Source organism: Noviherbaspirillum phoenicis, from assembly GCF_047237965.1.
GTDB lineage: Bacteria > Pseudomonadota > Gammaproteobacteria > Burkholderiales > Burkholderiaceae_D > Noviherbaspirillum_A.
This window is the reverse complement of record NZ_JBDFLX010000001.1, coordinates 2,747,989-2,770,309: the sequence shown is the minus strand read 5'-3', so window position 1 is coordinate 2,770,309 and position 22,321 is coordinate 2,747,989. Positions and strand designations below refer to the sequence as shown.

At 63.0% G+C, this 22,321-nt stretch carries 20 protein-coding genes; 10 read left to right on the top strand and 10 right to left on the bottom strand.

The window, feature by feature from the left end; all coding sequences use genetic code 11:
• Nucleotides 1-2: 2 nt before the first annotated feature.
• The gene (locus ABC383_RS12520) at nt 3-566 is read right to left on the bottom strand and encodes a glutathione peroxidase (protein ID WP_413014376.1); all 564 of its coding nucleotides are present in this window, start codon (nt 564-566) and stop codon (nt 3-5) included.
• Between the two features lie 350 nt (nt 567-916).
• Between ABC383_RS12520 and ABC383_RS12515 the strand changes: the two genes are divergently transcribed.
• Together ABC383_RS12515 and ABC383_RS12510 are read left to right on the top strand one after the other, a co-directional pair.
• Nucleotides 917-1,774, top strand: coding sequence for a ferritin-like domain-containing protein (locus tag ABC383_RS12515; RefSeq protein ID WP_413014374.1), 858 nt, complete (start codon nt 917-919; stop codon nt 1,772-1,774).
• Nucleotides 1,774-2,277 carry an adenylyltransferase/cytidyltransferase family protein gene (locus ABC383_RS12510; protein WP_413014372.1) on the top strand — a complete coding sequence of 168 codons (504 nt, stop codon included), beginning with the start codon at nt 1,774-1,776 and terminating at the stop codon, nt 2,275-2,277. Before ABC383_RS12515 ends, ABC383_RS12510 begins: the two co-directional genes overlap by 1 nt.
• A gap of 80 nt (nt 2,278-2,357) precedes the next feature.
• Here the strand turns inward: ABC383_RS12510 and lysM are convergent, their stop codons facing one another.
• From lysM to ABC383_RS12485, 5 genes are all read right to left on the bottom strand, one after another.
• Nucleotides 2,358-2,879, bottom strand: coding sequence for a peptidoglycan-binding protein LysM (lysM, locus tag ABC383_RS12505; RefSeq protein ID WP_413014371.1), 522 nt, complete (start codon nt 2,877-2,879; stop codon nt 2,358-2,360).
• Nucleotides 2,880-2,993: 114 nt separating this feature from the next.
• Nucleotides 2,994-3,761, bottom strand: a complete 768-nt coding sequence (locus ABC383_RS12500; RefSeq protein WP_413014369.1) for a BPSS1780 family membrane protein — start codon at nt 3,759-3,761, stop codon at nt 2,994-2,996.
• Entirely contained in the window at nt 3,761-4,717 is a 957-nt protein-coding gene (locus ABC383_RS12495; RefSeq protein WP_413014367.1) for a homoserine kinase, read from the bottom strand. Before ABC383_RS12495 ends, ABC383_RS12500 begins: the two co-directional genes overlap by 1 nt.
• 73 nt (nt 4,718-4,790) lie before the next feature.
• Entirely contained in the window at nt 4,791-5,201 is a 411-nt protein-coding gene (locus ABC383_RS12490) for a DUF2782 domain-containing protein (protein WP_413014366.1), read from the bottom strand.
• 126 nt (nt 5,202-5,327) lie between these two features.
• The gene (locus tag ABC383_RS12485) at nt 5,328-6,065 is read right to left on the bottom strand and encodes an LOG family protein (protein WP_413014364.1); all 738 of its coding nucleotides are present in this window, start codon (nt 6,063-6,065) and stop codon (nt 5,328-5,330) included.
• Between ABC383_RS12485 and polA the strand changes: the two genes are divergently transcribed.
• From polA to ABC383_RS12470, 3 genes are all read left to right on the top strand, one after another.
• Nucleotides 6,066-8,837 carry a DNA polymerase I gene (polA, locus tag ABC383_RS12480; protein ID WP_413014362.1) on the top strand — a complete coding sequence of 924 codons (2,772 nt, stop codon included), beginning with the start codon at nt 6,066-6,068 and terminating at the stop codon, nt 8,835-8,837.
• Between the two features lie 133 nt (nt 8,838-8,970).
• The gene (locus ABC383_RS12475; protein WP_413014360.1) at nt 8,971-9,855 is read left to right on the top strand and encodes a dienelactone hydrolase family protein; all 885 of its coding nucleotides are present in this window, start codon (nt 8,971-8,973) and stop codon (nt 9,853-9,855) included.
• Between the two features lie 121 nt (nt 9,856-9,976).
• Nucleotides 9,977-10,741, top strand: a complete 765-nt coding sequence (locus ABC383_RS12470; protein WP_413016336.1) for a ZIP family metal transporter — start codon at nt 9,977-9,979, stop codon at nt 10,739-10,741.
• Between the two features lie 811 nt (nt 10,742-11,552).
• Here the strand turns inward: ABC383_RS12470 and ABC383_RS12465 are convergent.
• The 3 genes from ABC383_RS12465 to ABC383_RS12455 are packed head-to-tail and all read right to left on the bottom strand — an operon-like array spanning nt 11,553 to nt 14,465.
• On the bottom strand, nt 11,553-12,398 hold the full coding sequence (locus ABC383_RS12465) for a sulfurtransferase (RefSeq protein ID WP_413014359.1): 846 nt from the start codon (nt 12,396-12,398) through the stop codon (nt 11,553-11,555).
• 10 nt (nt 12,399-12,408) lie between these two features.
• Nucleotides 12,409-13,347, bottom strand: coding sequence for a DMT family transporter (locus ABC383_RS12460; protein WP_413014357.1), 939 nt, complete (start codon nt 13,345-13,347; stop codon nt 12,409-12,411).
• 17 nt (nt 13,348-13,364) lie between these two features.
• Nucleotides 13,365-14,465: an aromatic ring-hydroxylating oxygenase subunit alpha gene (locus ABC383_RS12455; protein ID WP_413014355.1), complete on the bottom strand. Its 1,101-nt coding sequence runs from the start codon at nt 14,463-14,465 to the stop codon at nt 13,365-13,367.
• 289 nt (nt 14,466-14,754) lie between these two features.
• Between ABC383_RS12455 and ABC383_RS12450 the strand changes: the two genes are divergently transcribed.
• From ABC383_RS12450 to ABC383_RS12435, 4 genes are all read left to right on the top strand, one after another.
• Nucleotides 14,755-15,012, top strand: coding sequence for an exodeoxyribonuclease VII small subunit (locus ABC383_RS12450; RefSeq protein WP_194713682.1), 258 nt, complete (start codon nt 14,755-14,757; stop codon nt 15,010-15,012).
• Nucleotides 15,009-15,899, top strand: coding sequence for a polyprenyl synthetase family protein (locus ABC383_RS12445; protein WP_413014353.1), 891 nt, complete (start codon nt 15,009-15,011; stop codon nt 15,897-15,899). The genes ABC383_RS12450 and ABC383_RS12445 overlap by 4 nt, the downstream gene beginning before the upstream one ends.
• 2 nt (nt 15,900-15,901) lie before the next feature.
• Entirely contained in the window at nt 15,902-17,767 is a 1,866-nt protein-coding gene (dxs, locus tag ABC383_RS12440; protein ID WP_413016334.1) for a 1-deoxy-D-xylulose-5-phosphate synthase, read from the top strand.
• Between the two features lie 694 nt (nt 17,768-18,461).
• Nucleotides 18,462-20,135, top strand: a complete 1,674-nt coding sequence (locus ABC383_RS12435; protein WP_413014352.1) for an ankyrin repeat domain-containing protein — start codon at nt 18,462-18,464, stop codon at nt 20,133-20,135.
• 55 nt (nt 20,136-20,190) lie between these two features.
• Here ABC383_RS12435 and ABC383_RS12430 read toward each other — a convergent pair whose 3' ends face one another.
• Nucleotides 20,191-20,751: a cob(I)yrinic acid a,c-diamide adenosyltransferase gene (locus tag ABC383_RS12430; RefSeq protein ID WP_413014351.1), complete on the bottom strand. Its 561-nt coding sequence runs from the start codon at nt 20,749-20,751 to the stop codon at nt 20,191-20,193.
• Between the two features lie 126 nt (nt 20,752-20,877).
• Between ABC383_RS12430 and ABC383_RS12425 the strand changes: the two genes are divergently transcribed.
• Nucleotides 20,878-22,287, top strand: coding sequence for an FAD-binding oxidoreductase (locus ABC383_RS12425; protein ID WP_413014349.1), 1,410 nt, complete (start codon nt 20,878-20,880; stop codon nt 22,285-22,287).
• Nucleotides 22,288-22,321 lie beyond the last annotated feature (34 nt).

Genomic DNA, 22,321 nt, shown 5'->3' with positions numbered 1-22,321 from the left:
GGTCAGGAGCCCAGCGCCTTTTCGATCGCGGCTTTCAGCCGGCCGTCCTGCGGCGTGACCTGGCTCGGGTAGCTGGCGATCACCTTGCCGTCCCGTCCCACCAGGTACTTGTGGAAGTTCCACGCCGGCATCTGGCCGGTGGCCGCCGCGAGCTGCGCATGCAGCGGATTGGCTTGTTTGCCGGTCACCCCGGACTTGGCGAACATCGGAAACTTCACGCCATAGGTGTTGTAGCAGAAGTCGGCGATCTGCTTGCTGTTGCCCGGCTCCTGGCCGCCGAAGTCATTCGATGGAAATCCCAGCACCACCAGGCCGCGCCCGCGGTATTTGGCGTACAGCGCTTCCAGGCCTTCGTACTGGCTGGTGTAGCCGCAATAGCTGGCGGTGTTGACCACCAGCGCCACCTTCCCGGCGTATTGACAGAGATTCTGCGGCGCATCGTCCTGCAGCCGCTTGAACTGGTGGTCCAGCAGCGCCGGACAGGACGGCGCCGGCGGCGTCTGCGCCCATGCAGGGCCGCTGGCAAGCGCGATGCCGGCGCACAGAAACAGGCGATGCAAACCCATGGAAGCCTCCCGACGAAAAGGCCATGATAAACCGGTAGCCGAAATCTTGCGGCGTATGTCCGGTGGGGTGCAATACCCAAAGGGCATTGCACCGTGGTTGCAGACCGGGGTCGCGTAGCCGGCATGTATCCTTGATCGGCCATCAGTGTAATGCCCGTGCGGGGTATTACACCTTACGGAGAAACCGTGCTTTGGTCACGGAGGACTTAATTCTGCTTCACTCCAAGAAACAATTCTTGACACACTATCAAAGCTGGTTGAGTAAAAGCTACGAATCGTGCCGGCAGGGTGCGTCAAATGATCGTTTATTGGTAAAATCAAAGGCTTAATTCATCCAACGAAAGCTTCTCATGTTGTACCCAGAACTGTTTAAATCGCTCGAGCAGGTGCGCTGGAGCATGGATCGCGACATTCCGTGGGATCAATTCGATGGCAGCAAGCTGACTGACGAGCAGGCGCAGACCATCAAGATGAATGCGATCACCGAATGGTCCGCGCTGCCGGCAACTGAAATGTTTTTGCGTGACAACCGCGGTGACAGCGACTTCTGCGCCTTCATGTCCGTCTGGTTTTTCGAAGAGCAGAAGCATTCGCTGGTGCTGATGGAATATTTGCGCCGTTTCCGCCCGGAACTGGTGCCGACCGAGGAAGAGCTGCACAACGTGCGGTTCGAGTTCGACCCGGCGCCGCCGCTGGAAACCCTGATGATGCACTTCTGCGGCGAAATCCGCCTCAACCACTGGTATCGCTGCGCCTCCGAATGGCATAGCGAGCCCGTCATCAAGAACATCTACAAGATCATCAGCCAGGACGAGGCGCGCCATGGTGGCGCCTACCTGCGCTACATGAAGAAGGCGCTGGTTGAACACGGCGATGTGGCGCGCGCCGCCTTTGCCAAGATCGGCGTGCTGATGGCGTCGGCCCGCCGCACCGAAAAGCCGCTGCACCCGACCAACCTGCATGTGAACCAGGCACTGTTTCCGAACGACACCGTGCAAAGCCGCCTGCCGGACCCGGAATGGCTGGAAGCCTGGCTGGATAACCAGATCCGCTTCGACGCCGAATGGGAAAAGAAGGTGGTCGACCGCATCCTGCACAACATGGCGCTGCTGTTCGACCGGCCGTTCGCCACCGTCCAGGAACTGAACCGCTACCGCAAGGAAGTCGCCGGCCGCCTGGCTGCCGAAGCAGTGCCGCAGGACGCCTGATGCCGGTGCCGCCGCTGCCTGCCGCCACGCCCGATTTCGAGCGCAAGCTCTGCTCCCGGGCGGAACTGGCGGCGCGGGTGGCGCAACTGCCCAAGCCGGTGGTCCTGACCAATGGCGTGTTCGATATCCTGCATCGCGGCCACGTGACCTACCTGGCCCAGGCCAGGAGCCTGGGCGCCTCGCTGGTGGTGGCGGTCAATACCGATGCGTCGGTCAGGCGCCTGGGCAAGGGCGACGACCGGCCGCTCAACCAGTGTGAAGACCGGATGGCCTTGCTGGCGGCGCTGGAATCGGTCAGCCTGGCCGTGCCCTTCGACGACGACACGGCGCTGGAGACGGTGCTGCTGGCGCATCCCGACATCTATGTGAAGGGCGGCGACTACGACATGGCCGCGATTCCGGAAGGCCAGGCGGTGCTGGCCTACGGCGGCCAGGCAGTGGCGATCGAATTCCGCCATGACCGCTCCACCACCAAGCTGCTGGAAAAGGTCAGGCGCGGCTGAGCCGACGGTGACGGAACAGCTGAAACGAAACGGGGCGCAATGCGTTTATTCGCATTGCGCCCCGTTGTTCATTCCCGCTCTCAGGCCTGCGGCGGAATGCGCAGCATCTGGCCAGGATAGATCTTGTCCGGGCTGGTCAGCATCGGCTTGTTGGCCTCGAAGATCGCGTTGTACTTGTTGGCGTCGCCATACATCTGCTTGGAAATCTTCGACAGCGTGTCGCCGCTGACCACGGTGTAATACTTGGCTTCCGGCGCCGACGCCGCCACCGTCATCTGGTCATCAACATGTTCGACGGAGTGGATGTTGCCGCAGCAGAGCACCACTTTTTCCTTGGTCGCCTGGTCCTTGGCCTGGCCGCTCACGGTCGCCGTGGCGCTGGCGCCGTCGAACTTCACCTGCAGGTTGTCCACCGGCAGGTTCTGGGTCTTGATGTAGGTGAGGATGGCATTAGCCGCCGTATCGTTCAGGGCGGCGACTTCAGCCTGGGTCGGAGGCGCAGCCGGTGAAGGCGCGGCGGCCGGGGTGGCTGCCTTGGCGTCGTTGCCGCCGAGATTGAACAATTTCTGGCCTGCTTCCTTGACGAACGATAAAAGTCCCACGTCGTACTCCTTTTCTTTGATGAATGGTTTTCCCGTACCGGGAAAAGTCAAAGCTCAGAGTAACCGCTGGCCGCCGTCTCATCGGTGCGATGTCGCACATTGCGTAACTGTTGACTAGGCCGCGTCGGCAGGCCGGCCGAACACCGTGGTGTAGCTGGGATAGAAGGAGCAGTACATCACCACCGTCAGCACCATGGACAGCGGCAGCAGCACTACCACCATCAGCGTCGGCGAGCCGGTGATCCAGCCCAGCACGGTGCTGAGCAACAGCGGGAACAGCACGCCCAGCAGGCCCCAGCCCAGGCCATACAGCAGGAAGGCGCGGCCGGCGCGGCGCACCGCGTGGAAGCTGTAGAACAGCGCCTTGACGATGCCCATGTCCTGCCACGCGATCAGCGGGGCGGCATACCAGAACGCCATCGCGGCCGGCACATAGAGCAGGCCCGACACCAGCATGGCGAGGCGGATGTTGGAATGCCGCATGGTTTCCACGTCGACCCTGGCGCTGCCGGCCATCACCTTCCAGAACACGCCGCCATCGACCAGGGTGGAGGCGCCTATGGCCAGCGCGGCGGCGCAGACGTACAGCAGGCCGAGCCAGAGCAGGCGCGACAATCCCGCGGACCGGAAGCCCGTCAGGAGCAGGTTGGGATAGACCCGCTCGCCCTTCTCGATCTTCACGCAGGCCTGCATGAAGGCCATGGAAAACACGGGTATCAGCAGCAGCGGCAATATCTGGCCCACCACCGGGATGATGGGCAGGATCATCATCAGGAACATGTAGCTCAGGAACAGGGTGGACATCTCCGCCGGCTGCTTGCGAAACAGCGCGAAGCCCTGCTTGATCCATTGCCACCCCGTGGCTGCCGGCAATTTTTCCATCAGAAGAGCGGCGGCACCGGCTGGTTGATGCGTTCGCGCAGGATGCGCTCGAAGTGGCCGGGGTCGTGCGGCGTAAGCATCTCCGCCTCGCGCGGCAGGTGGAAGTCGTACAGGCGCGACAGCCAGAAACGCAGCGCGCCGGCGCGCAGCATCGGCCGCCAGGCATCCTTCTCGTCGTCGGTGAAGGGCCGCACTGCATGGTAGGCCGCCAGCAGCGCGCGCACCCGGGCCGGGTCGAGCGCGCCGCTGGTCTCGTCTATGCACCAGTCGTTGACGGTGACGGCGACATCGAACAGCCAGGTGTCGACGCCGGCGAAGTAGAAGTCGAAGAAGCCGGTCAGGCGCTCGCCGTCGAACATCACGTTGTTGCGGAACAGGTCGGCATGGATGGGGCCGCGCGGCAGGCGGTGCGCGGCTTCCGTGCTGGCGAAGGTTTCCTGGAAATGCATCTCGGCGCGCAGCAGGTGCTGGCCGCCATCGGGCAGGTAGGGCAGCACGACGGGCGTGGTCTCGTTCCACCAGTCCAGGCCGCGCAGGTTGGGCTGGCGGATGTCGAAGTCGGCGGCGGCCAGGTGCATCTTCGCCAGCATCGCGCCCACTTCGGCGCAATGCACCGGATGCGGCGCCATCTGGCAGGCGCCTTCCAGCCGGGTGACGATGGAAGCCGGCTTGCCGTGCAGCGTGCCCATCAGCTCGCCGTCGCGGTTGGCCAGCGGCAGCGGCGCCAGCACGCCGCGCTCGGCGATATGGCGCATCAGCTTCAGATAGAAGGGCAGCTGCTCGAAGGTCAGCTTTTCAAAGATCGTCAGCACATACTCGCCGCGCTCGGCGCTGAGGAAGAAATTGCTGTTCTCGATGCCGGAGGAAATGCCTTTCAACGCACGCACCTGGCCGATGTCGTACTGGGCTGCCCAGGGGGCGATCTCGTCTAGGGTAACCGGGGTGAAAACAGCCATGGGTAAGTAGGGTAGGAGTTGCGTGAAAAGCCCGCGGCGGCGCGAGCGGGATGGGCTGGACCTGTCCGGCGGATTACTTCGCCGGCGTTGCGACCGGCGCGGCTGCCGGCTGTGCCTGCGGCTTCAGGTCCTCGGGACGCTGCAGGTCGAATTCCTTGACCTTGAATTGCGGCGCCCGGTTGGTGCTGGTCTGGGCGTCGCCCGGCAGCGCGCTGCCGGCCGGATTGATCGGCTTGACCACGTAGGTGCTGCGGCCGGTGCGCACCTCGACTTCCGTCACACGACCCTGCTCGCGCTTCTCGGTGATCGACTTCTCGGCCGGACCGCCGCCGGGAATAGTGACGGCCGGCGCCTCGCCTTCTTCCAGCCGCTCCAGGCGCGGCGGCGGCGGTGCGTCGGCGCGCTCGCGCGGCTGTTGGGCATGGGCCGGGATCGCGGCGGCAAAAACCAGGGGAAGAGCTGTCAGCAGGATAGGGGTGCGCATGGAAATGGCTGGTCAGGTTGGTTGCGCTGCCAGCGGGCGGCGGCCTGGAAGGGCCTGGGCATGTGGCTTCGCGCGGTAGGCCGCATTGTAGCAAACCCGTCGTGCTCCCCGGCGCCGCTTTTGACGCTACAGCAGGGCGCCGCTGGACGCCGCCTCTTCCTCCGTTGGCATTTCCTGCGCCTCGTAAAACGCGAAGATCGCCTCGACCACATTGGCCGGCTCGTCGATCAGCTGCACCAGGTTCATGTCTTCCGCGGCGATCATGCCGTCGGCGACCAGGCGTTCCCGGAACCAGTCGAGCAGGCCGCGCCAGAAGCTGGTGCCCACCAGGATGATGGGGATGCGGCGCGACTTGCCGGTCTGGATCAGCACCAGCGCCTCGGTCAGTTCGTCGAGGGTGCCGAAGCCGCCTGGCAGCACGACGTAGGCGTCGGCATGCTTGACGAAGGCCACCTTGCGGGCAAAGAAATGGCGGAAGGACAGGGAAATGTTCTGCCAGGTATTGGGCGTCTGCTCGCGCGGCAGCTGGATGTTCAGGCCGACCGAGGGCGACAGCCCCTCGAACGCGCCCTTGTTGGCCGCTTCCATCAGGCCCGGGCCGCCGCCGGAGATCACCGCGAAGCCTTCGTCGGACAGCCGGCGGGCGATGTCGACCGCCACCGCATACATTGGGTCGTCCGGCGCAATCCGGGCCGAGCCGAACATGGACACTGCCGGGCGCAGTTCGGACAGCCGTTCTGCCGACTCGACAAACTCTGCCATAATCGTGAACATTTGCCACGACTCGCTGGCCTTCTGCGAAGTTGCGCGCGCCTTGTTGGTCACCTGCCGCAACTGCGGCACATTTTTCCTGTCTGCTCTCATATGAACAAAACCCTTTTGTTGGTTGATGGCTCGAGCTATCTGTACCGCGCGTTCCACGCTTTGCCCGACCTGCGCAATGCGCAGGGCGCGCCGACCGGCGCCATCTACGGCATCATCAACATGCTGCGCCGCCTGCGCAATGATTACCCGGCAGCATACATTGCCTGTATTTTCGACGCAAAAGGCAAGACTTTCCGCGACGATCTCTACCCGGAGTACAAGGCCAACCGCGCCTCGATGCCGGAAGACCTGTCGCGCCAGATCGAGCCGATCCACGAAGCGGTGCGCGCGATGGGCTGGCCCATTCTGATGATCGAAGGCATCGAGGCGGACGATGTGATCGGCACGCTGTCGGTCGATGCGGTGAAACATGGCATGAAGGTGGTGGTATCCACCGGCGACAAGGACCTGGCGCAGCTGGTCAACGAAGACGTCACGCTGATCAACACGATGAGTAACGAGACCCTGGACCGCGACGCCGTGGTCGCCAAGTTCGGCGTGCCGCCCGAGCGCATCGTCGACTACCTGTCGCTGGTGGGGGACACGGTGGACAACGTGCCGGGCGTGTCCAAGGTCGGCCCGAAGACGGCGGCCAAGTGGATCGCGCAGTACGGCTCGCTGGATGGCGTGATCGAAAACGCCGCCAAGGTCAGCGGCGCGGTGGGCGAAAACCTGCGCGCCGCGCTCGACTGGCTGCCGCAGGCGCGGGTGCTGGTGACGGTCAAGACCGACTGCGACCTGGTCGAGCAACTGGTGTCCTTCCCCGACGACCTCGCGCAAAAGCCGGAAGACAAGGTGGCGCTGCTGGACTTCTTCAAGCGCTACGGTTTCAAGACCTGGATGCGCGAGCTCACCGCCGAACTGGGCGCCCAGGCGAGCGAAGGGCAGGGCGGCCTGTTCGACGCGCCGGCGTCGGCCGCCGCCGCGGCCGCGGGCACCGGCACGAAGGCGCCGGCGCCGCCGGTCCAGACCGTGTATGAAACCGTGCTGACCGACGAGCAGCTCGACAAGTGGCTGGCCATCATCGACGCCGCCGCGCTGACCTCGCTCGACACCGAGACTACCTCGCTGGAGCCGATGCGGGCCGAGATGGTCGGCATCTCGCTGTGCTGCGAACCCGGCCTGGCGGCCTACATTCCGCTGGCGCACCGCTACCAGGATGCGCCGCAGCAGCTCGGCCGCGAGCATGTTCTCTCGCGCATGCGGGCCTGGCTGGAAAGCCCGGACAAGCCCAAGCTGGGCCAGAACATGAAGTACGACAGCCACATCTTCGCCAACCACGGCGTCAGGTTGCGCGGCGTGGTGCATGACACCCTGCTGCAGTCCTATGTGTTCGAGTCTCATCGCAACCACGACATGGACAGCCTGGCGCTGCGCCACCTGGAGCGCAAGACCATCAGCTTCACCGATGTCTGCGGCAAGGGCGCCTCGCAGATCTGCTTCGACCAGGTCGCGCTCGACCGCGCCACCGAATATGCGGCCGAGGATGCCGACGTGACGCTGCAGCTGCACCAGGCGATGTGGCCGCATGTGGCCGAAAGCGAGCAGCTGACCTATATCTATGAAAAGATCGAGCTGCCCACCTCCTTCGTGCTGCAGAAGGTCGAGCGCAACGGCGTCCTGATCGACTGCGAACTGCTGGCCACGCAATCGACCGAACTGGGCCGGCGCATGCTCGAGATCGAGCGCCAGGCCTATGAGCTTGCCGGCCAGCCGTTCAACCTGAACTCGCCCAAGCAGATCGGCGAAATCTTCTTCGACAAGCTCAAGCTGCCGGTGGTAAAGAAGACGCCGTCCGGCACGCCCTCGACCGACGAGGAAGTGCTGCAGAAGCTGGCCGAGGACTATCCGCTGCCCAAGGTGCTGCTGGACTACCGCAGCCTGTCCAAGCTGAAGTCGACCTATACCGACAAGCTGCCCAGGATGCTCAATCCCGACACCGGCCGGGTGCATACCAACTATGCGCAAGCCGTGGCGGTGACGGGCCGGCTGTCGTCCAATGAACCGAACCTGCAGAACATCCCGATCCGCACGGCAGAGGGCCGGCGCATCCGCGAAGCCTTCATCGCGCCGCCCGGCAGCGTGATCGTGTCGGCCGACTATTCCCAGATCGAGCTGCGCATCATGGCCCATCTGTCGGAAGACGAGGCCATGCTGCGCGCCTTTGCCGAAGGCGAGGACATTCACCGCGCCACCGCCGCCGAGATCTTCGCGCTGCCGCCGGCCGAGGTCGGCAGCGAGCAGCGCCGCTATGCCAAGGTGATCAACTTCGGCCTGATCTACGGCATGAGCGCCTTCGGCCTGGCCGGCAACCTGGGCGTGGATCGGGCCGCGGCGCAGATGTATATCGAGAAGTACTTCCAGCGCTTTGTCGGCGTGAAGCGCTTCATGGACGAGACCCGCACCCGCGCCAAGCGCGACGGCTATGTGGAAACCGTGTTCGGCCGCCGCCTGTGGCTGCCCGAAATCAATTCGCCCAACGGCCCGCGCCGCCAGGGCGCCGAGCGCGCCGCGATCAATGCGCCGATGCAGGGCACCGCGGCCGACCTGATCAAGCTGTCGATGATCGCGGTGCAGGACTGGCTGGAAGCCGAGAAGATGTCCTCGCTGATGGTCATGCAGGTGCATGACGAACTGGTGCTGGAAGTGCGCGAGGACGAGCTGGAGCGGGTGAAAACGCGGTTGCCGGAACTGATGGCCGGCGTGGCGGTACTGAAAGTGCCGCTGGTGGCCGAAGTGGGCGTGGGCCCGAACTGGGAACAGGCGCACTGAGGCCGCTGCAGCGACTCGGGATTGCCCATATCATGGCCAGCCCTGCCCGCATCCGATGCGGACAGGGCTTTTTTCAATGGCGCCCGATTCAATCTTCAATCGCATCACTTCACATTGCACATGGAGCATATCGATGGACCGCATCAAGCAAGAACTGGACAGCCTCGCCCCCGCAACGCCGCTTTCCGGCAGCATGGATCGCCGCGACTTCATCAAAACCACGCTCGGCACCGGCTTTGCCGCGGCGGTACTGCCGGTCTGCGCGCAGACTCAAGTCAAGACCGACGCCAGCGGCCTGAAGGCAGGCACGGTCATGGTCAGGGTCAATGGCCAGGACGTGCCGGTGTATCGGGCACAACCCGAAGGCAAGGCCAATCTGCCGGTGGTGCTGGTGATCTCCGAGATCTTCGGCGTGCATGAACACATTGCCGACGTTGCCCGCCGCTTCGCCCGGGAAGGCTATCTGGCGCTGGCGCCGGATCTGTACGTGCGCCAGGGCGACCCGGCAGCCTATCCGGCCATCACCGACCTGATGCGGGAGGTTGTCAACAAGGTGCCCGACCAGCAGGTGATGACGGACCTGGACGCGGTGGTGGCCTGGGCCGGCGCCAACGGCGGCGACACGCGCAGGCTGGGCATCACCGGCTTCTGCTGGGGCGGCCGCATCACCTGGCTCTACAGCGCGCACAATCCGGCCGTCAAGGCGGGCGTGGCCTGGTACGGCCGGCTGGTCGGCGACAAGAACGCCAATCAGCCGCGTCACCCGGTCGACATCGCCGGCGAACTGAAGGCGCCGGTGCTGGGCCTGTATGGCGGCAAGGATGCCGGCATCCCGCTGGCGTCGGTCGAACAGATGAAGGCCGCGCTGGCCGAAGCAGGCAGCAAGTCCGCCTTCGTGGTCTATCCCGATTCCGGCCATGCCTTCCATGCGGATTACCGGCCCAGCTATGTCGAAGCGGACGCGAAGGATGGCTGGAAGCGCTGCCTGGCATGGTTCCGGCAGCATGGCGTGGCGTAAGGGCGGCTTGAGCGGATCGCGCTGAAGGCGGCGGCCGGGTTTGCCGAATCCCGGCCGCTGTGCTTTAATTCCGCGTCTCATCCCGCCGAGGTTCAAAATCAATCCCACGCTGCTCTCGATACTGCTTGCCACCACCATTGCTGGTGTCATCAGCATTTCGGCGGCCGCCGTCTTCTCGTTTTCGCTGCTGTCCAAGGTGGTCGACCGCATGGTCAGCCTGTCGGTCGGCATTCTGCTGTCGACCTCGCTGCTGCATGCATTGCCCGAGGCATTCGAGTCCAAGGCCGATCCGCATACTTTATTCGCCACGCTGCTGGCTGGCCTGCTCGGCTTTTTCCTGCTGGAGAAGATGGCGATCCTGCGCCATTCCCACCATTACGAGGGCGACGGCCACGGCCATGCCCATGGCCACGATGCGCACGAGGCCGGCAAGGCCGGCTGGATGATCCTGGTCGGCGACGGCCTGCACAACTTCACCGACGGCATCCTGATCGCCGCCGCCTTCCTGGCCGACCCCAAGCTGGGCCTGGTCACCGGCATCGCCATCATCGCCCATGAGATCCCGCAAGAGATCGGCGACTTCATCGTGCTGCTCAACGCCGGCTTTTCCCGTACCCGTGCCTATGTCTACAACCTGCTGTGCAGCCTGATGGCCATCGTCGGCGGGCTGGTAGGTTACTTCACCCTGGAGAGCGGCATGGAGGCGATACCTTATGTGCTGGTGTTCGCCTCATCGGGCTTCATCTATATCGCGGTCAGCGACCTGATGCCGCAGATGCAGCGGCGGGCGACGGTGCGGGAGACCATACCGCAGGTGCTGCTCATTACGTTGGGGGTGGGGCTGGTGCTGTTTCTGACTAGTCAGACGCAGATGCATGGACATTGAGGGGCATTGCCGTTGCCGTTGCCGTTGCTTTTGACGTACGCGCAGCGACAGTTGTTTTTGACGTTGCCGTTGCCGTTGTTTTTGAAGTTGCCGTTGCCGTTGCTTTTAAATCCCGTTGAGCGCGCCGTGTCAGCGGTGCCCGGAGCGGGAAAAGGTGCGGCGTCTGTCTGAGCCAAGCTTTAGCTTGGCGAGTTTAGCCGCGCCCCGCTCCGGGTACCGCTGATACGGGAACCCCCGCGCAGCGGGGGCGCGATCATCGGGTCGCCTTTTTTGGTTACTTTTTTGGCGAAGCAAAAAAGTGACCCGGCCGCCGGGACGGACTCCCGGCTTGTCTCCACGGCAGTGCAGCCGCCTTGCGTCACCCGGCAACGCCCGGGCAGCACTGTCGGTGTTGTTGTTGACGTTCGTATTGAAACTTCAAACTTCAAACTTCAACTTCAAAAGCAACTGCTGCTTCGCAGTGACGCCTTACCCCTGGTGAAACAAGCCGACTGCACTGTCGTCATGACCAAGCCGGGTGTTCGCCCCGGCAGGCGACCTACTTCTTTTGCTTCGCCAAAAGAAGTAGGCAAGAAAAGGCGACCCGGTGATCGCGCCCTCGCTGCGCGAGGGTCCCCGTGCCGTCGATGCATGGAGCGGGGCGCGGCTAAACTCGCCAAGCTGCGCTTGGCTCAGACAGACGCCGCACCTTTTCCCGCTCCACGCACCGACGTCACGGCGCGCTCAACGGGATTTAAAAGCAACGGCAACGGCAACTTCAAAAGCAACGGCAACGGCAACGGCAACGGCGCCCGCTGCCCCCTTACTCCCCTCAGTCGCCGGTCGCCACCGGCCGCGCCGGATCCGAACACCATTCGCTCCACGATCCGGGATACAGCGCCGCGCCCGGCAGGCCCGCCACTTCCAGCGCCAGCAGGTTATGGCAAGCGGTGACGCCTGAGCCGCACTGCATCACCGACGAGGCCGGCGACGCCACCAGCGCGTTCAGTTCCTGGCGCAGTTGCGCAGCCGGCTTGAAACGGCCGTCGGCCTGCAGGTTGTCCTTGAAGAAGCGGTTCTTCGCGCCCGGGATGTGGCCGCCGACCGGGTCCAGGGTTTCGTTCTCGCCGCGGAAACGGTCCGGCGCGCGCGCGTCCAGCACGGTCAGGCCCTGCTGGCTCAGGATGTCGTCGGCGCCCACGCTGCGCACCAGCGCGGCACGGCGCTGCAGGTTGCCGGAAGCGCTTGCCGCCGGCTCGGTCGACAGGGGCATGCCCTGCGCAGTCCAGGCCGGCAGGCCGCCGTCCAGCACCGCCACGGCGTCATGGCCCACCCAGCGCAGCATCCACCACAGGCGGGCGGCAAACATGCCGCCCTGGGCGTCATAGGCAATCACCTGGCTGTCGTCATTGATGCCCCAGCCACGCAGCGTTTCAACGAAGGCGTCGGCATCCGGCAGCGGATGCCGGCCGCGAAACGCGCCGCCGGGGCCGCGCGCATGGTCGGCCAGGTCGTGGTCCAGCGAGGCAAAGCGGGCGCCCGGGATGTGGCCGGCGTCATAGGCCTGCCTGCCGGCCTGCGGATTGACCAAGTCGTGCCGGCAGTCCAGCACCACCCAGTTTGCTTTCTTATACTGCTGCGCCAGGTCGGCGGCGGAAATCAGGGTGGTGTAGACCATGCTAGGACTCCTAGGATTTGGCGGCGACCGGGTCGACGCCGGCTGCCGGGACTGTCGTTGGGACCGGCGCCGGCCGGCTGCGGGAATTGTAGTAGGTGGCGGCGCTGCCGCTGGCGAGAATGATGGCAATGCCCAGCCAGCCCATCCAGCCCAGCGCATCGCTCCACAGCAGAATGCCCCAGATGCTGGAAAACACGATGCCGGTGTATTGCAGGTTGGCCGTCACCAGCGGATGACCGAGCCGGTAGGCGCGGGTCATCGCCATCTGCGCCGCCGTGGCGCACAGGCCGACGCCGGCCAGCAGCAGCACACCGTGCGTGGTATGGCCGTGCCAGGCGATCTGCCCGGGCGCGACCCACGGCGTGGCCAGGTTGCCCAGGGCGCCGGCCACGGCGCCGGTGACGGAAAAATAGAACACCACCCGGTATTCAGGCTCGCCCAGCTGGCCCAGCTTTCTGACCTGGAGATAGGCCAGCGCGCTGATCATGCTCGACACCAGCGCCACGCAGGCGGCAAACCACTGGCTGGCCTGCATCGACGGCTGCAGCAGCAGCGTGACGCCGCCGAAGCTGGCCAGGACCGCGAGCGCGCAATTCCATTCCAGCCGGCCCTGGCCGCGCCACCATGCCGCACCCAGCAGGATGGCGGCAAGCCAGATCGGCGCCATGCTGTTCAGGGTCATCGACATGGCCAGCGGCAGCCGGCCGATCGCATAGAACCACAGCCACAGCGCGGTGACGCCGATCACGCCGCGCGTGGCATGCGCCCATGGCAAGGGCGTGCGCATGCTGTCACCGCGCACCCGGCTCAGCACGAACAGCATGGCCGCGCCCATGATGCCGCGGTACATCACGATCTCGGAGGTGGTGTAGAGCTCGGCGGCCAGCTTCACGCATACGCCCATGGCGGCGAAGAGAAAGCTGGCCAGCAGCATCCAGAGCGACTGCATGCGTCAGGCCGCCATGCTCACAGCGCAATCTTCGAGCGGTACCACTCGTGGAAATGCTGCATGCCGTCTTCCATCGGCGACTGGTAGGGGCCGACCTCGTTGACGCCGCGATCCACCAGGATGCGGCGACCGGCGTCCATGCGCTGCGCGATTTCATCGTCCTCGACGCAGGTTTCCATGTAGGCGGCGCGCTCGGCCTCGATGAACTCGCGCTCGAACAGCACGATTTCCTCGGGATAGTAAAACTCCACCACGTTGGTGGTCTTCTGCGGCCCGTTCGGCCAGACGGTCGACACCACCAGCACATGCGGATACCACTCCACCATGATGTTGGGATAGAGCGTGAGCCAGATCGCGCCGTGCCTGGGGGCCTCGCCATTGCGGAATTTGAGCAGTTGCTCCTGCCACTTGCGGTAGGCCGGCGTGCCCGATTTTTTCAGCGCCTGATGCACGCCCACGGTCTGCACGCTGTAGCCTTCGCCGAATTCCCAGGTCAGGTCGGAGCAGGTGACGAAGCTGCCCAGGCCCGGGTGGAAAGGCTCGACATGGTAGTCCTCGAGGTACACCTCGATGAAGGACTTCCAGTTGTAGTCGCACTCGTGCACTTCGACGTGGTCCAGCATGTAGCCGGAAAAATCGAGGTCCTTGGTGACCGACAGGTTTTTCATCATGTCGGCCACGTTGGCGCCGCCGGCCTCGAACAGCAGGCCGTTCCAGTTCTGCAGCGGGGTTTTAGACAGGTTCAGGCAGGGCGTTTCACCGAAATGCGGCGCGCCCACCAGGGTGCCCTTGAGGTCATAGGTCCAGCGATGCAGCGGGCACACGATGTTCTTGGCGTTGCCGCGGCCATTGAACATCTTGGCCTGGCGATGGCGGCAGACATTGGACAGAAGCTCCAGGCCCTGGGCATTGCGCACCAGCATGCGGCCTTCGTTTTCCCAGGCCAGCGTTGCATAGTCGCCCACCTCGGGCACCATCAATTCGTGGCCGGCATAGCGCGGCCCCTGACGGAACAGATCAGAAATTTCTTTTTTCAGCAGTACTTCGTCGAAGTAGACGTGGACTGGAAGTTGCGCGTTGGAACGCGCCAGCTTGGCGAGATTAGCCAGATCGGACATCCCTACCCCCCAAATTAATTTGCACCAACCTAAGAGAGAAAGAATCCGCAAAAACCTATGTTCAAACGAGATGAAGAGGGAATTTTTGGACAGAACCGCAGATTATACCTTAGACGCCGTATCCGGGTCCGGCCTTGGCCAGGCGCAGTGTTTTGCCCCTGATCGGCAGGGGCTTGTGGACAATCGTAACTTCTGTTGCCTGTTTGTTCTAAAATAGCCGGTCCTGAGCAATCCGCAACCCGCAGGAAGGCCGCCAGCCTTCATTGCCCGCATTCAAAGACGATACCTTATGGCAAGTAAAACTCCCGTCAGCGCGCAGCCCGCTTCGTTCGAAGACGCGATGACCGAGCTGGAACAGCTGGTCGAGCGCATGGAAGCCGGCGAACTGCCGCTGGAGGCGTCGGTAGCCGCCTACAAGCGCGGCGCCGAGCTGGTGAAATTTTGCGCCGGTCAGCTCGACCGGGTGGATGCCCAGGTCAAGGTGCTGGAAGGCGACATGCTCAAACCCTTCGCCAGCGACGACGCGACGCTGGAGGCGGACGAATGAGCGCGCCGTCATTCCACGACTGGATGCGCAACGCGCAGTCCGGCATGGAAGACGTGCTGGCGACGCTGCTGCCGCCTGACACCGCCGCGCCGGCCCGGCTGCACGAGGCGATGCGCTATGCGGTGCTGGATGGCGGCAAGCGGGTGCGCCCGCTGCTGGTGTTCGCCGCCGGCGAACTGCATGACGCCGACCGCAATGCGCTGGCGCGCGCCGCCGCCGCGGTCGAGATGATCCATGCCTATTCGCTGGTGCATGACGACATGCCCTGCATGGACGACGACGCGCTGCGCCGCGGCAAGCCGACCGTGCATGTGAAATATGACGAAGCCACCGCATTGCTGGTGGGCGACGCGCTGCAGTCGCAGGCCTTCATGGTGCTGTCGGAGGCGGGGAATGATCCGGCCCGCACGGTGGCGATGCTGCGCGTGCTGGCCCAGGCATCCGGCTCGGCCGGCATGTGCGGCGGCCAGGCGATCGATCTGGCCAGCGTCGGCATCACGCTGTCGCTAGCCGAGCTGGAACAGATGCACCGGCTGAAAACCGGCGCGCTGCTGCGGGCTTCCGTGATGCTGGGCGCGCTGTGCGGCCGCATGCCGGATGCGGCAGAAACCGCCGCGCTCGACGCCTATGCGGCCGCGGTAGGCCTGGCCTTCCAGGTGGTGGACGACGTGCTCGACGCCACCGCCGATTCGCAAACCCTGGGCAAGACCGCCGGCAAGGACGCGGTGGACCACAAGCCGACCTACGTCTCCATACTTGGTCTGGAGCAGTCGCAGGCGCTGGCGCAAAAACTGAGGGAGGACGCCCACCGGGCGCTGCTCCCGTTTGGAGACAACGCACGACGGCTGCGCGAACTCGCCGACCTGATCGTGCAGCGGAAAGCATGAGTATGGATCTGTTGAAAAAAATTGAAGGCCCCGGCGACCTGCGGCGCCTCTCCCGCAGCCAGTTGAAGCCGCTGGCCGACGAACTGCGCGCCTTCCTGCTCGATTCGGTGTCGCGCACCGGCGGCCACCTGTCGTCCAACCTGGGCACGGTCGAGCTGACGATTGCGCTGCACTACGTGTTCAACACGCCGGACGACCGCATCGTCTGGGATGTCGGCCATCAAACCTATCCGCACAAGATCCTGACCGGCCGCCGCGACCGCATGGACAGCCTGCGCCAGCAGGGCGGCATTTCCGGCTTTCCGCGCCGCGACGAGAGCCCGTTCGACACCTTCGGCACCGCGCATTCCTCGACCTCGATCTCGGCCGCGCTGGGCATGGCGATCGCCGCTCAGACCATGGGCGAGAGCCGCCACGCGGTGGCCGTGATCGGCGACGGCGCCATGACCGCCGGCATGGCCTTCGAGGCGCTCAACAATGCCGGCGTGCATGAAAACGTCAACCTGCTGGTGATCCTGAACGACAACGACATGTCGATCTCGCCGCCGGTCGGCGCGCTGAACCGCTACCTGGCGCGCCTGATGTCGGGCCGTTTCTACGCCGCCGCCCGCAGCGTGGGCAAGTCGGTGCTGCCGGGACCGATGCTGGAACTGGCCAAGCGGCTGGAGGAGCATGCCAAGGGCATGGTGCTGCCGGCGACGATGTTCGAGGAATTCGGTTTCAACTACATCGGCCCGATCGACGGCCACGACCTCGATTCGCTGGTGCCCACGCTGCAGAACCTGAAGCAGCTGAAGGGTCCGCAGTTCCTGCATGTGGTGACGAAGAAGGGCCAGGGCTACAAGCTGGCCGAGGCCGACCCGGTGCTATACCACGGCCCCGGCAAGTTCGACCCGGCCGAGGGCATCAAGCCGGCCGCCGCCGGCAAGAAGACCTATACCCAGGTGTTCGGCCAGTGGCTGTGCGACATGGCGCAGAAGGACAAGCGCCTGATCGGCATCACGCCGGCCATGCGCGAAGGCTCGGGCATGGTGGAATTCGAGCAGCGCTTCCCTGACCGCTACCACGACGTCGGCATTGCCGAGCAGCATGCGGTGACCTTTGCCGCCGGCATGGCCTGCGAGGGCCTCAAACCCGTGCTGGCGATCTATTCCACCTTCCTGCAGCGCGGCTACGACCAGCTGATTCACGACGTGGCGCTGCAAAACCTGGATGTCACCTTCGCGCTCGACCGCGCCGGCCTGGTCGGCGCCGACGGCGCCACCCATGCCGGCAACTACGACCTGGCCTTCCTGCGCTGCATCCCGAACATGGTGGTGCTGGCGGCATCGGACGAAAAGGAATGCCGGCAGATGCTCAGCACCGCGTATCAGTATCCTGGCCCGGCCGCGGTGCGCTATCCGCGCGGCGCCGGCATCGGCGCGGCGGTCGACACCGGCCTGGACACCATTCCCCTGGGCAAGGGCGAACTGCGCCGCGACGGCAAGCAGGTTGCCATCCTGGCCTTCGGCACCATGGTCGCGCCAGCGCTGAAGGCGGGCGAGGAACTCAATGCCACTGTCGCCAACATGCGCTTCGTCAAACCCCTGGATGCCGCGCTGGTCCTGGAACTGGCCGCCAGCCACGACTTGCTGGTGACGGTGGAAGAGGGCTGCATCATGGGCGGCGCCGGTTCCGCGGTGGCGGAGGCGCTGGCCGCGGCGGGCGTGGTCAAGCCGCTGCTGCAACTGGGCCTGCCGGACAAGTTCATCGACCATGGCGATGCGCCGCAACTGCTGGCGCAATGCGGGCTGGATGCAGCGGGCATTGCGACGTCGATCCGTCAGCGGTTGGGCAAGAAGGAGCCGCGGCTGGTGGTGAATAACTGATCGGTAAGGCCCAGATGCAGGGACGGGACGGCGACGCAATGTCGCCGTTTTTTTTTTGACGGTGGCCTGCGCAGGATCCAGATAGATCGCTCCATCGAATTGACAAGCGGGCGATTCTTCATGCGTAGTCAGGATGGCAGCGGCCTCACACTGCCATCCATCATGTCTTCAGAAAGCGTAACTGCTGATGCCTGACCGATCAGGAAATGGCCAGCACGCCGGTCTTCAAGAGAGCCATTGGGTGTGGATGCGCCTGAAATGAGCTTTTCCAATCTGTCTTGGTCCCGTTTTTGGCCATAGCCTGTCAGAACCGTCCCTCGACGACTTCTACATTGGTCAATGGTGGCCGCAGCGCCCGCCGACCATGATTCTTCATCGCCTATACGACCGCATCATCGATTCCCTTTGCTGGCGCCGCATTCCATGCATTTGCACTGCAGCTCAAGGAAGGTGGCAACGGCGACGCAATGTCGCCGTGTCTTTGCATGCTTAGAAACCGCACCGTACGAAGTGCGAAAGTCGAACAATCTTCCGATTTTCGACACGAAAGGATGGATTAATGGGCGAGCGTTCATGCCCATTTATCTTCCATTTTCAGACGATTTTCAGCGCTCAAAAATATTTGACAGGCTGATAAGCGCAGTCCTTATGGATGGGTTTTTGAAGATGAAATCTAATTTTGATCGAGGAAATTATGGCTAACAGAGTAGGCGGGGATAGAAACATTGTTGGAAAAGACAATTATTCTTTAGGGGAAGATTGTGGCGCTAACCTGAAAGAAAATTCTTCTCAAGTCACAATGCGCTCCGAGCTGCCGGATCGTTCACTGATTTCAGAGGCCGCCACTACGAAAAATAAAAATCTCATGACGTCATCCGGATCGCATGGTATGGAAAGTGGCCTGACGGGAAAGTCCTTGCCTTCTAAATCGACGCAACCAGCATTCGTTGCGGGCAATAAAGGTGTCGAGATTGATGAAAATTCGGTGCCGTTGATCAGTGGCTCATCTTTTATCCTTGAGGGAATGATTCAATCTGTTTCGCCGAATGATGCAATGTCGCTTCGAGCGTTGAAGCATTTTGTAAAGGCAAGCAATCTGTCTGGTAATACTGTTTTCAATACTGAAAAACGCGAGTCATTATTGGAGATTGCTGCTGCTTTAAATAAGCCGGAAGTTTTGCAATGGTTGCTCGATGAAGGAGCTAATGTAAAGTATTTAAATGCGGAGGGGAAAACAGCGCTGGATGTGGCTCGGGAAAAAAATCACCATGAATGCATGAAGATATTGGGAGATCATGGCGCAAAACTTACCGATGACGATACTCCGAATATCAAGACCCGGGAGAGCCAGAGTGATCACATGCATCCCAGCGCGCAAACCCCGGTAAAACCTGGAATTACACAGACACCGCCCAGGCCGTCTCAGGCACTCCCACAGCCCCAGCAACAGTTTTTTAAAGCTATGCTGGAAAATGATATTACTAAGGCTAGCTCGCTACTGGAAACTCATTTCAAGGTAATTGACATAGCCGGGATTGATCCTGCAACAAATAAATCACCTTTGAGAGTTGCACTGGAGTCAAAAAATGATGCGCTTGCAAGTTTGCTGATAAAACATGGTGCGCCCGTCAATGCCTACGATGGCGAAAGAAGGACGCCGGTAATGCTCGCTAGCGCAGCTGGTATGAAAGAAACGGTCAAAAGCTTAATTAAGCATGGCGCGACATTGGATGATATGGACAAGATGGGGTTCACGGTCATGCATCACGCCGCATCAGGTACGGATGGTGAAATTGTAAAATTGCTGATTGACGCAGGTGTGAATCGCGACGCCACTGATAAACAAGGATGCACGGCCTTGCATCATGCCGCAGCGAAGGGAGGTATTGATGTTGTCAAGGAGCTTGTTACCGGCGGTGCCAAAGTGGATCCAAAGGACAAGGAAAGAAAAACGCCATTATGGAATGCATGCAGTAAAGGCAATGTTGAAATAGTCAAACTTCTCCTTCAAAAAGGCGCCAAGGCAGAAAGGCATTGCGGATCTTCTAAGCAAACTACACCACTTATTGCTGCATGCACGGGAGAAAATGATCTAACTGCACGCAACATGATCGCGCTTTTGATTGAGTATGGTGCATCTGCGAACGTCGCAGATAAAAAGAATGGGAGCACACCTTTGATGGCGGCAACAAAAAATGGGCTTCTGATTTCAGCCACTTATCTTCTACAGGAGGGAAAAGCCATGCCCAACGCAGTAGACAAGCTGGGTCAAACTGCCCTGTTCCATGCTGATAAAAATATGGTGCCGCTATTAAACAGGTACGGAGTAACAAAAGGCGTTCCCGGATCAAGTAAAGATCAGAACTAAGGGAGGCAAGACCTGCTGCCAGCATGCTTTGTTCAATGCAGGCAAGGCAGCACCATTAACTTCCCTGCCTCCCGCGCCCCTTCTCCCACAACACATCCCCGCCACCCGCATGCCGGTTCAGCACCCGCGCCAGCACGAACATCAGGTCTGACAGCCGGTTCATGTACTGGCGCGGATGGTCATTCAGCGTCTCGGCCTTGCCCAGGGTCACGATGGCCCGTTCCGCCCGTCGGCACACAGTGCGGCAGACATGGGCCTGGGAAGCCGCGCGCGAGCCGGCCGGCAGGATGAAGTCGGCCAGCGGCGGCAGGTTGGCGTTGTAGCGGGCCAGCATGTCGTCCAGCCGCGCCACCTGCTCGTCCTTGATCAGCGTATACCCCGGAATGCAGAGTTCGCCGCCGAGGTCGAACAGGTCGTGCTGTATCGTCACCAGTTCCTCGCGCAGGCCGGCCGGCAGGTCCTCGCACAGCAGCAGGCCGAGGTGGGAATTCATTTCATCGACATCGCCCATCGCCTGCACCCGCAGGCTGTCCTTGTCGACCCGGCTGCCGTCGCCCAGGCCGGTGGTGCCGTTGTCGCCGGTGCGGGTGGCGATCTTGGAAAGTCGGTTGCCCATGCTGTCTCCCTTGTTGTCCGCTTGGTCTGGAAGGCAGTGAGCATACGGGAAATTTCAGGCCTCCGCCGCGCCGGCCGCCGCTAAACGCCCGGCAGGGGTAAAATCACACACCCCACGGAGGACAAGATGAATCACCCAGCACAGCTGGCGGCGCTGAAGAAGCCGCTTCCCGAGTCCCTGCTTGCCGCATTGTTATCCTTGTTCGGCGAGCGCTGTTCCACCAGCGAGGCCATGCGCACCCATCATGGACGCGACGAGTCGTCCTACGATCCGATGCTGCCCGACGCGGTGATCTTCGCCCAGTCCACCGAGGAAGTGTCGGACGCGGTCAAGCTGTGCGCCGCCCATGACGTGCCGGTGATTCCCTACGGCGCCGGCACCTCGCTGGAAGGCCACATCCTGGCGCTGCGCGGCGGTGTGTCGATCGACCTGTCGCAGATGAACAAGATCATCGCCGTCCACCCGGAAGACCTGACGGTGACGGTGCAGCCGGGCGTGACCCGCAAGCAGTTGAATGCCGAGATCCGCGACACCGGCCTGTTCTTCCCGATCGACCCGGGCGCCGATGCCTCGCTCGGCGGCATGGCCGCCACCCGCGCCTCCGGCACCAATGCCGTGCGCTACGGCACCATGCGCGAGAACACGCTGGCATTGACGGTGGTGCTGGCCGACGGCCGCATCATCCGCACCGGCACCCGCGCCCGCAAATCTTCCGCCGGCTATGACCTGACCCGCGTGTTCGTCGGCAGCGAAGGCACGCTGGGCATCATCACCGAAGTCACCGTGAAGCTGTATCCGCAGCCGGAGGCGGTGTCGGCGGCGGTATGCTCCTTCCCGACGCCGGGCGACGCGGTGCGCGCGGTGATCCAGACCATACAGATGGGCGTGCCGGTGGCCCGCGTCGAATTCCTCGACGAGCGCGGCGTGAAGGCCATCAATGCCTACGACAAGCTGAGCCTGCCGGAAAACCCCTTGCTGCTGTTCGAATTCCATGGCACCGAGCATGGCGTGAAGGAGCAGGCCGAGACCGTGCAGGAAATCGTCGCCGAGCACAATGCCACCGGCTTCGAATGGGCCACCCGGCCGGAAGACCGCACCCGCCTCTGGGGCGCGCGCCACAACGCCTATTTCGCGCTGCTGCAGATGCGGCCCGGCGCGCGCGCCATCTCCACCGACTGCTGCGTGCCGATCTCGCGCCTGGCCGAATGCATCCTCGACACCAAGGCCGACTGCGAAAGCCACAACATGGTGTACTCCATCATCGGCCATGTCGGCGACGGCAACTTCCATGTGCAGATGCTGGTCGACCCGAACGACCCGGAAGACATCGCCCGCGCCGAAGGAGTGAACGCGCGCATGGTGGCGCGCGCCATCGCGATGGACGGCACCTGCACCGGCGAACACGGCGTGGGCATGCACAAGATGGACTTCCTGGTGCAGGAGCATGGCGAAGGCGCGATCGACACCATGCGCGCCTTAAAGCATGCGCTGGACCCGAAGAACATCCTCAATCCCGGCAAGATCGTTCAGTGGTAAGCCCTGCCGGCGGCCGCATGCAGCAGACCAGACA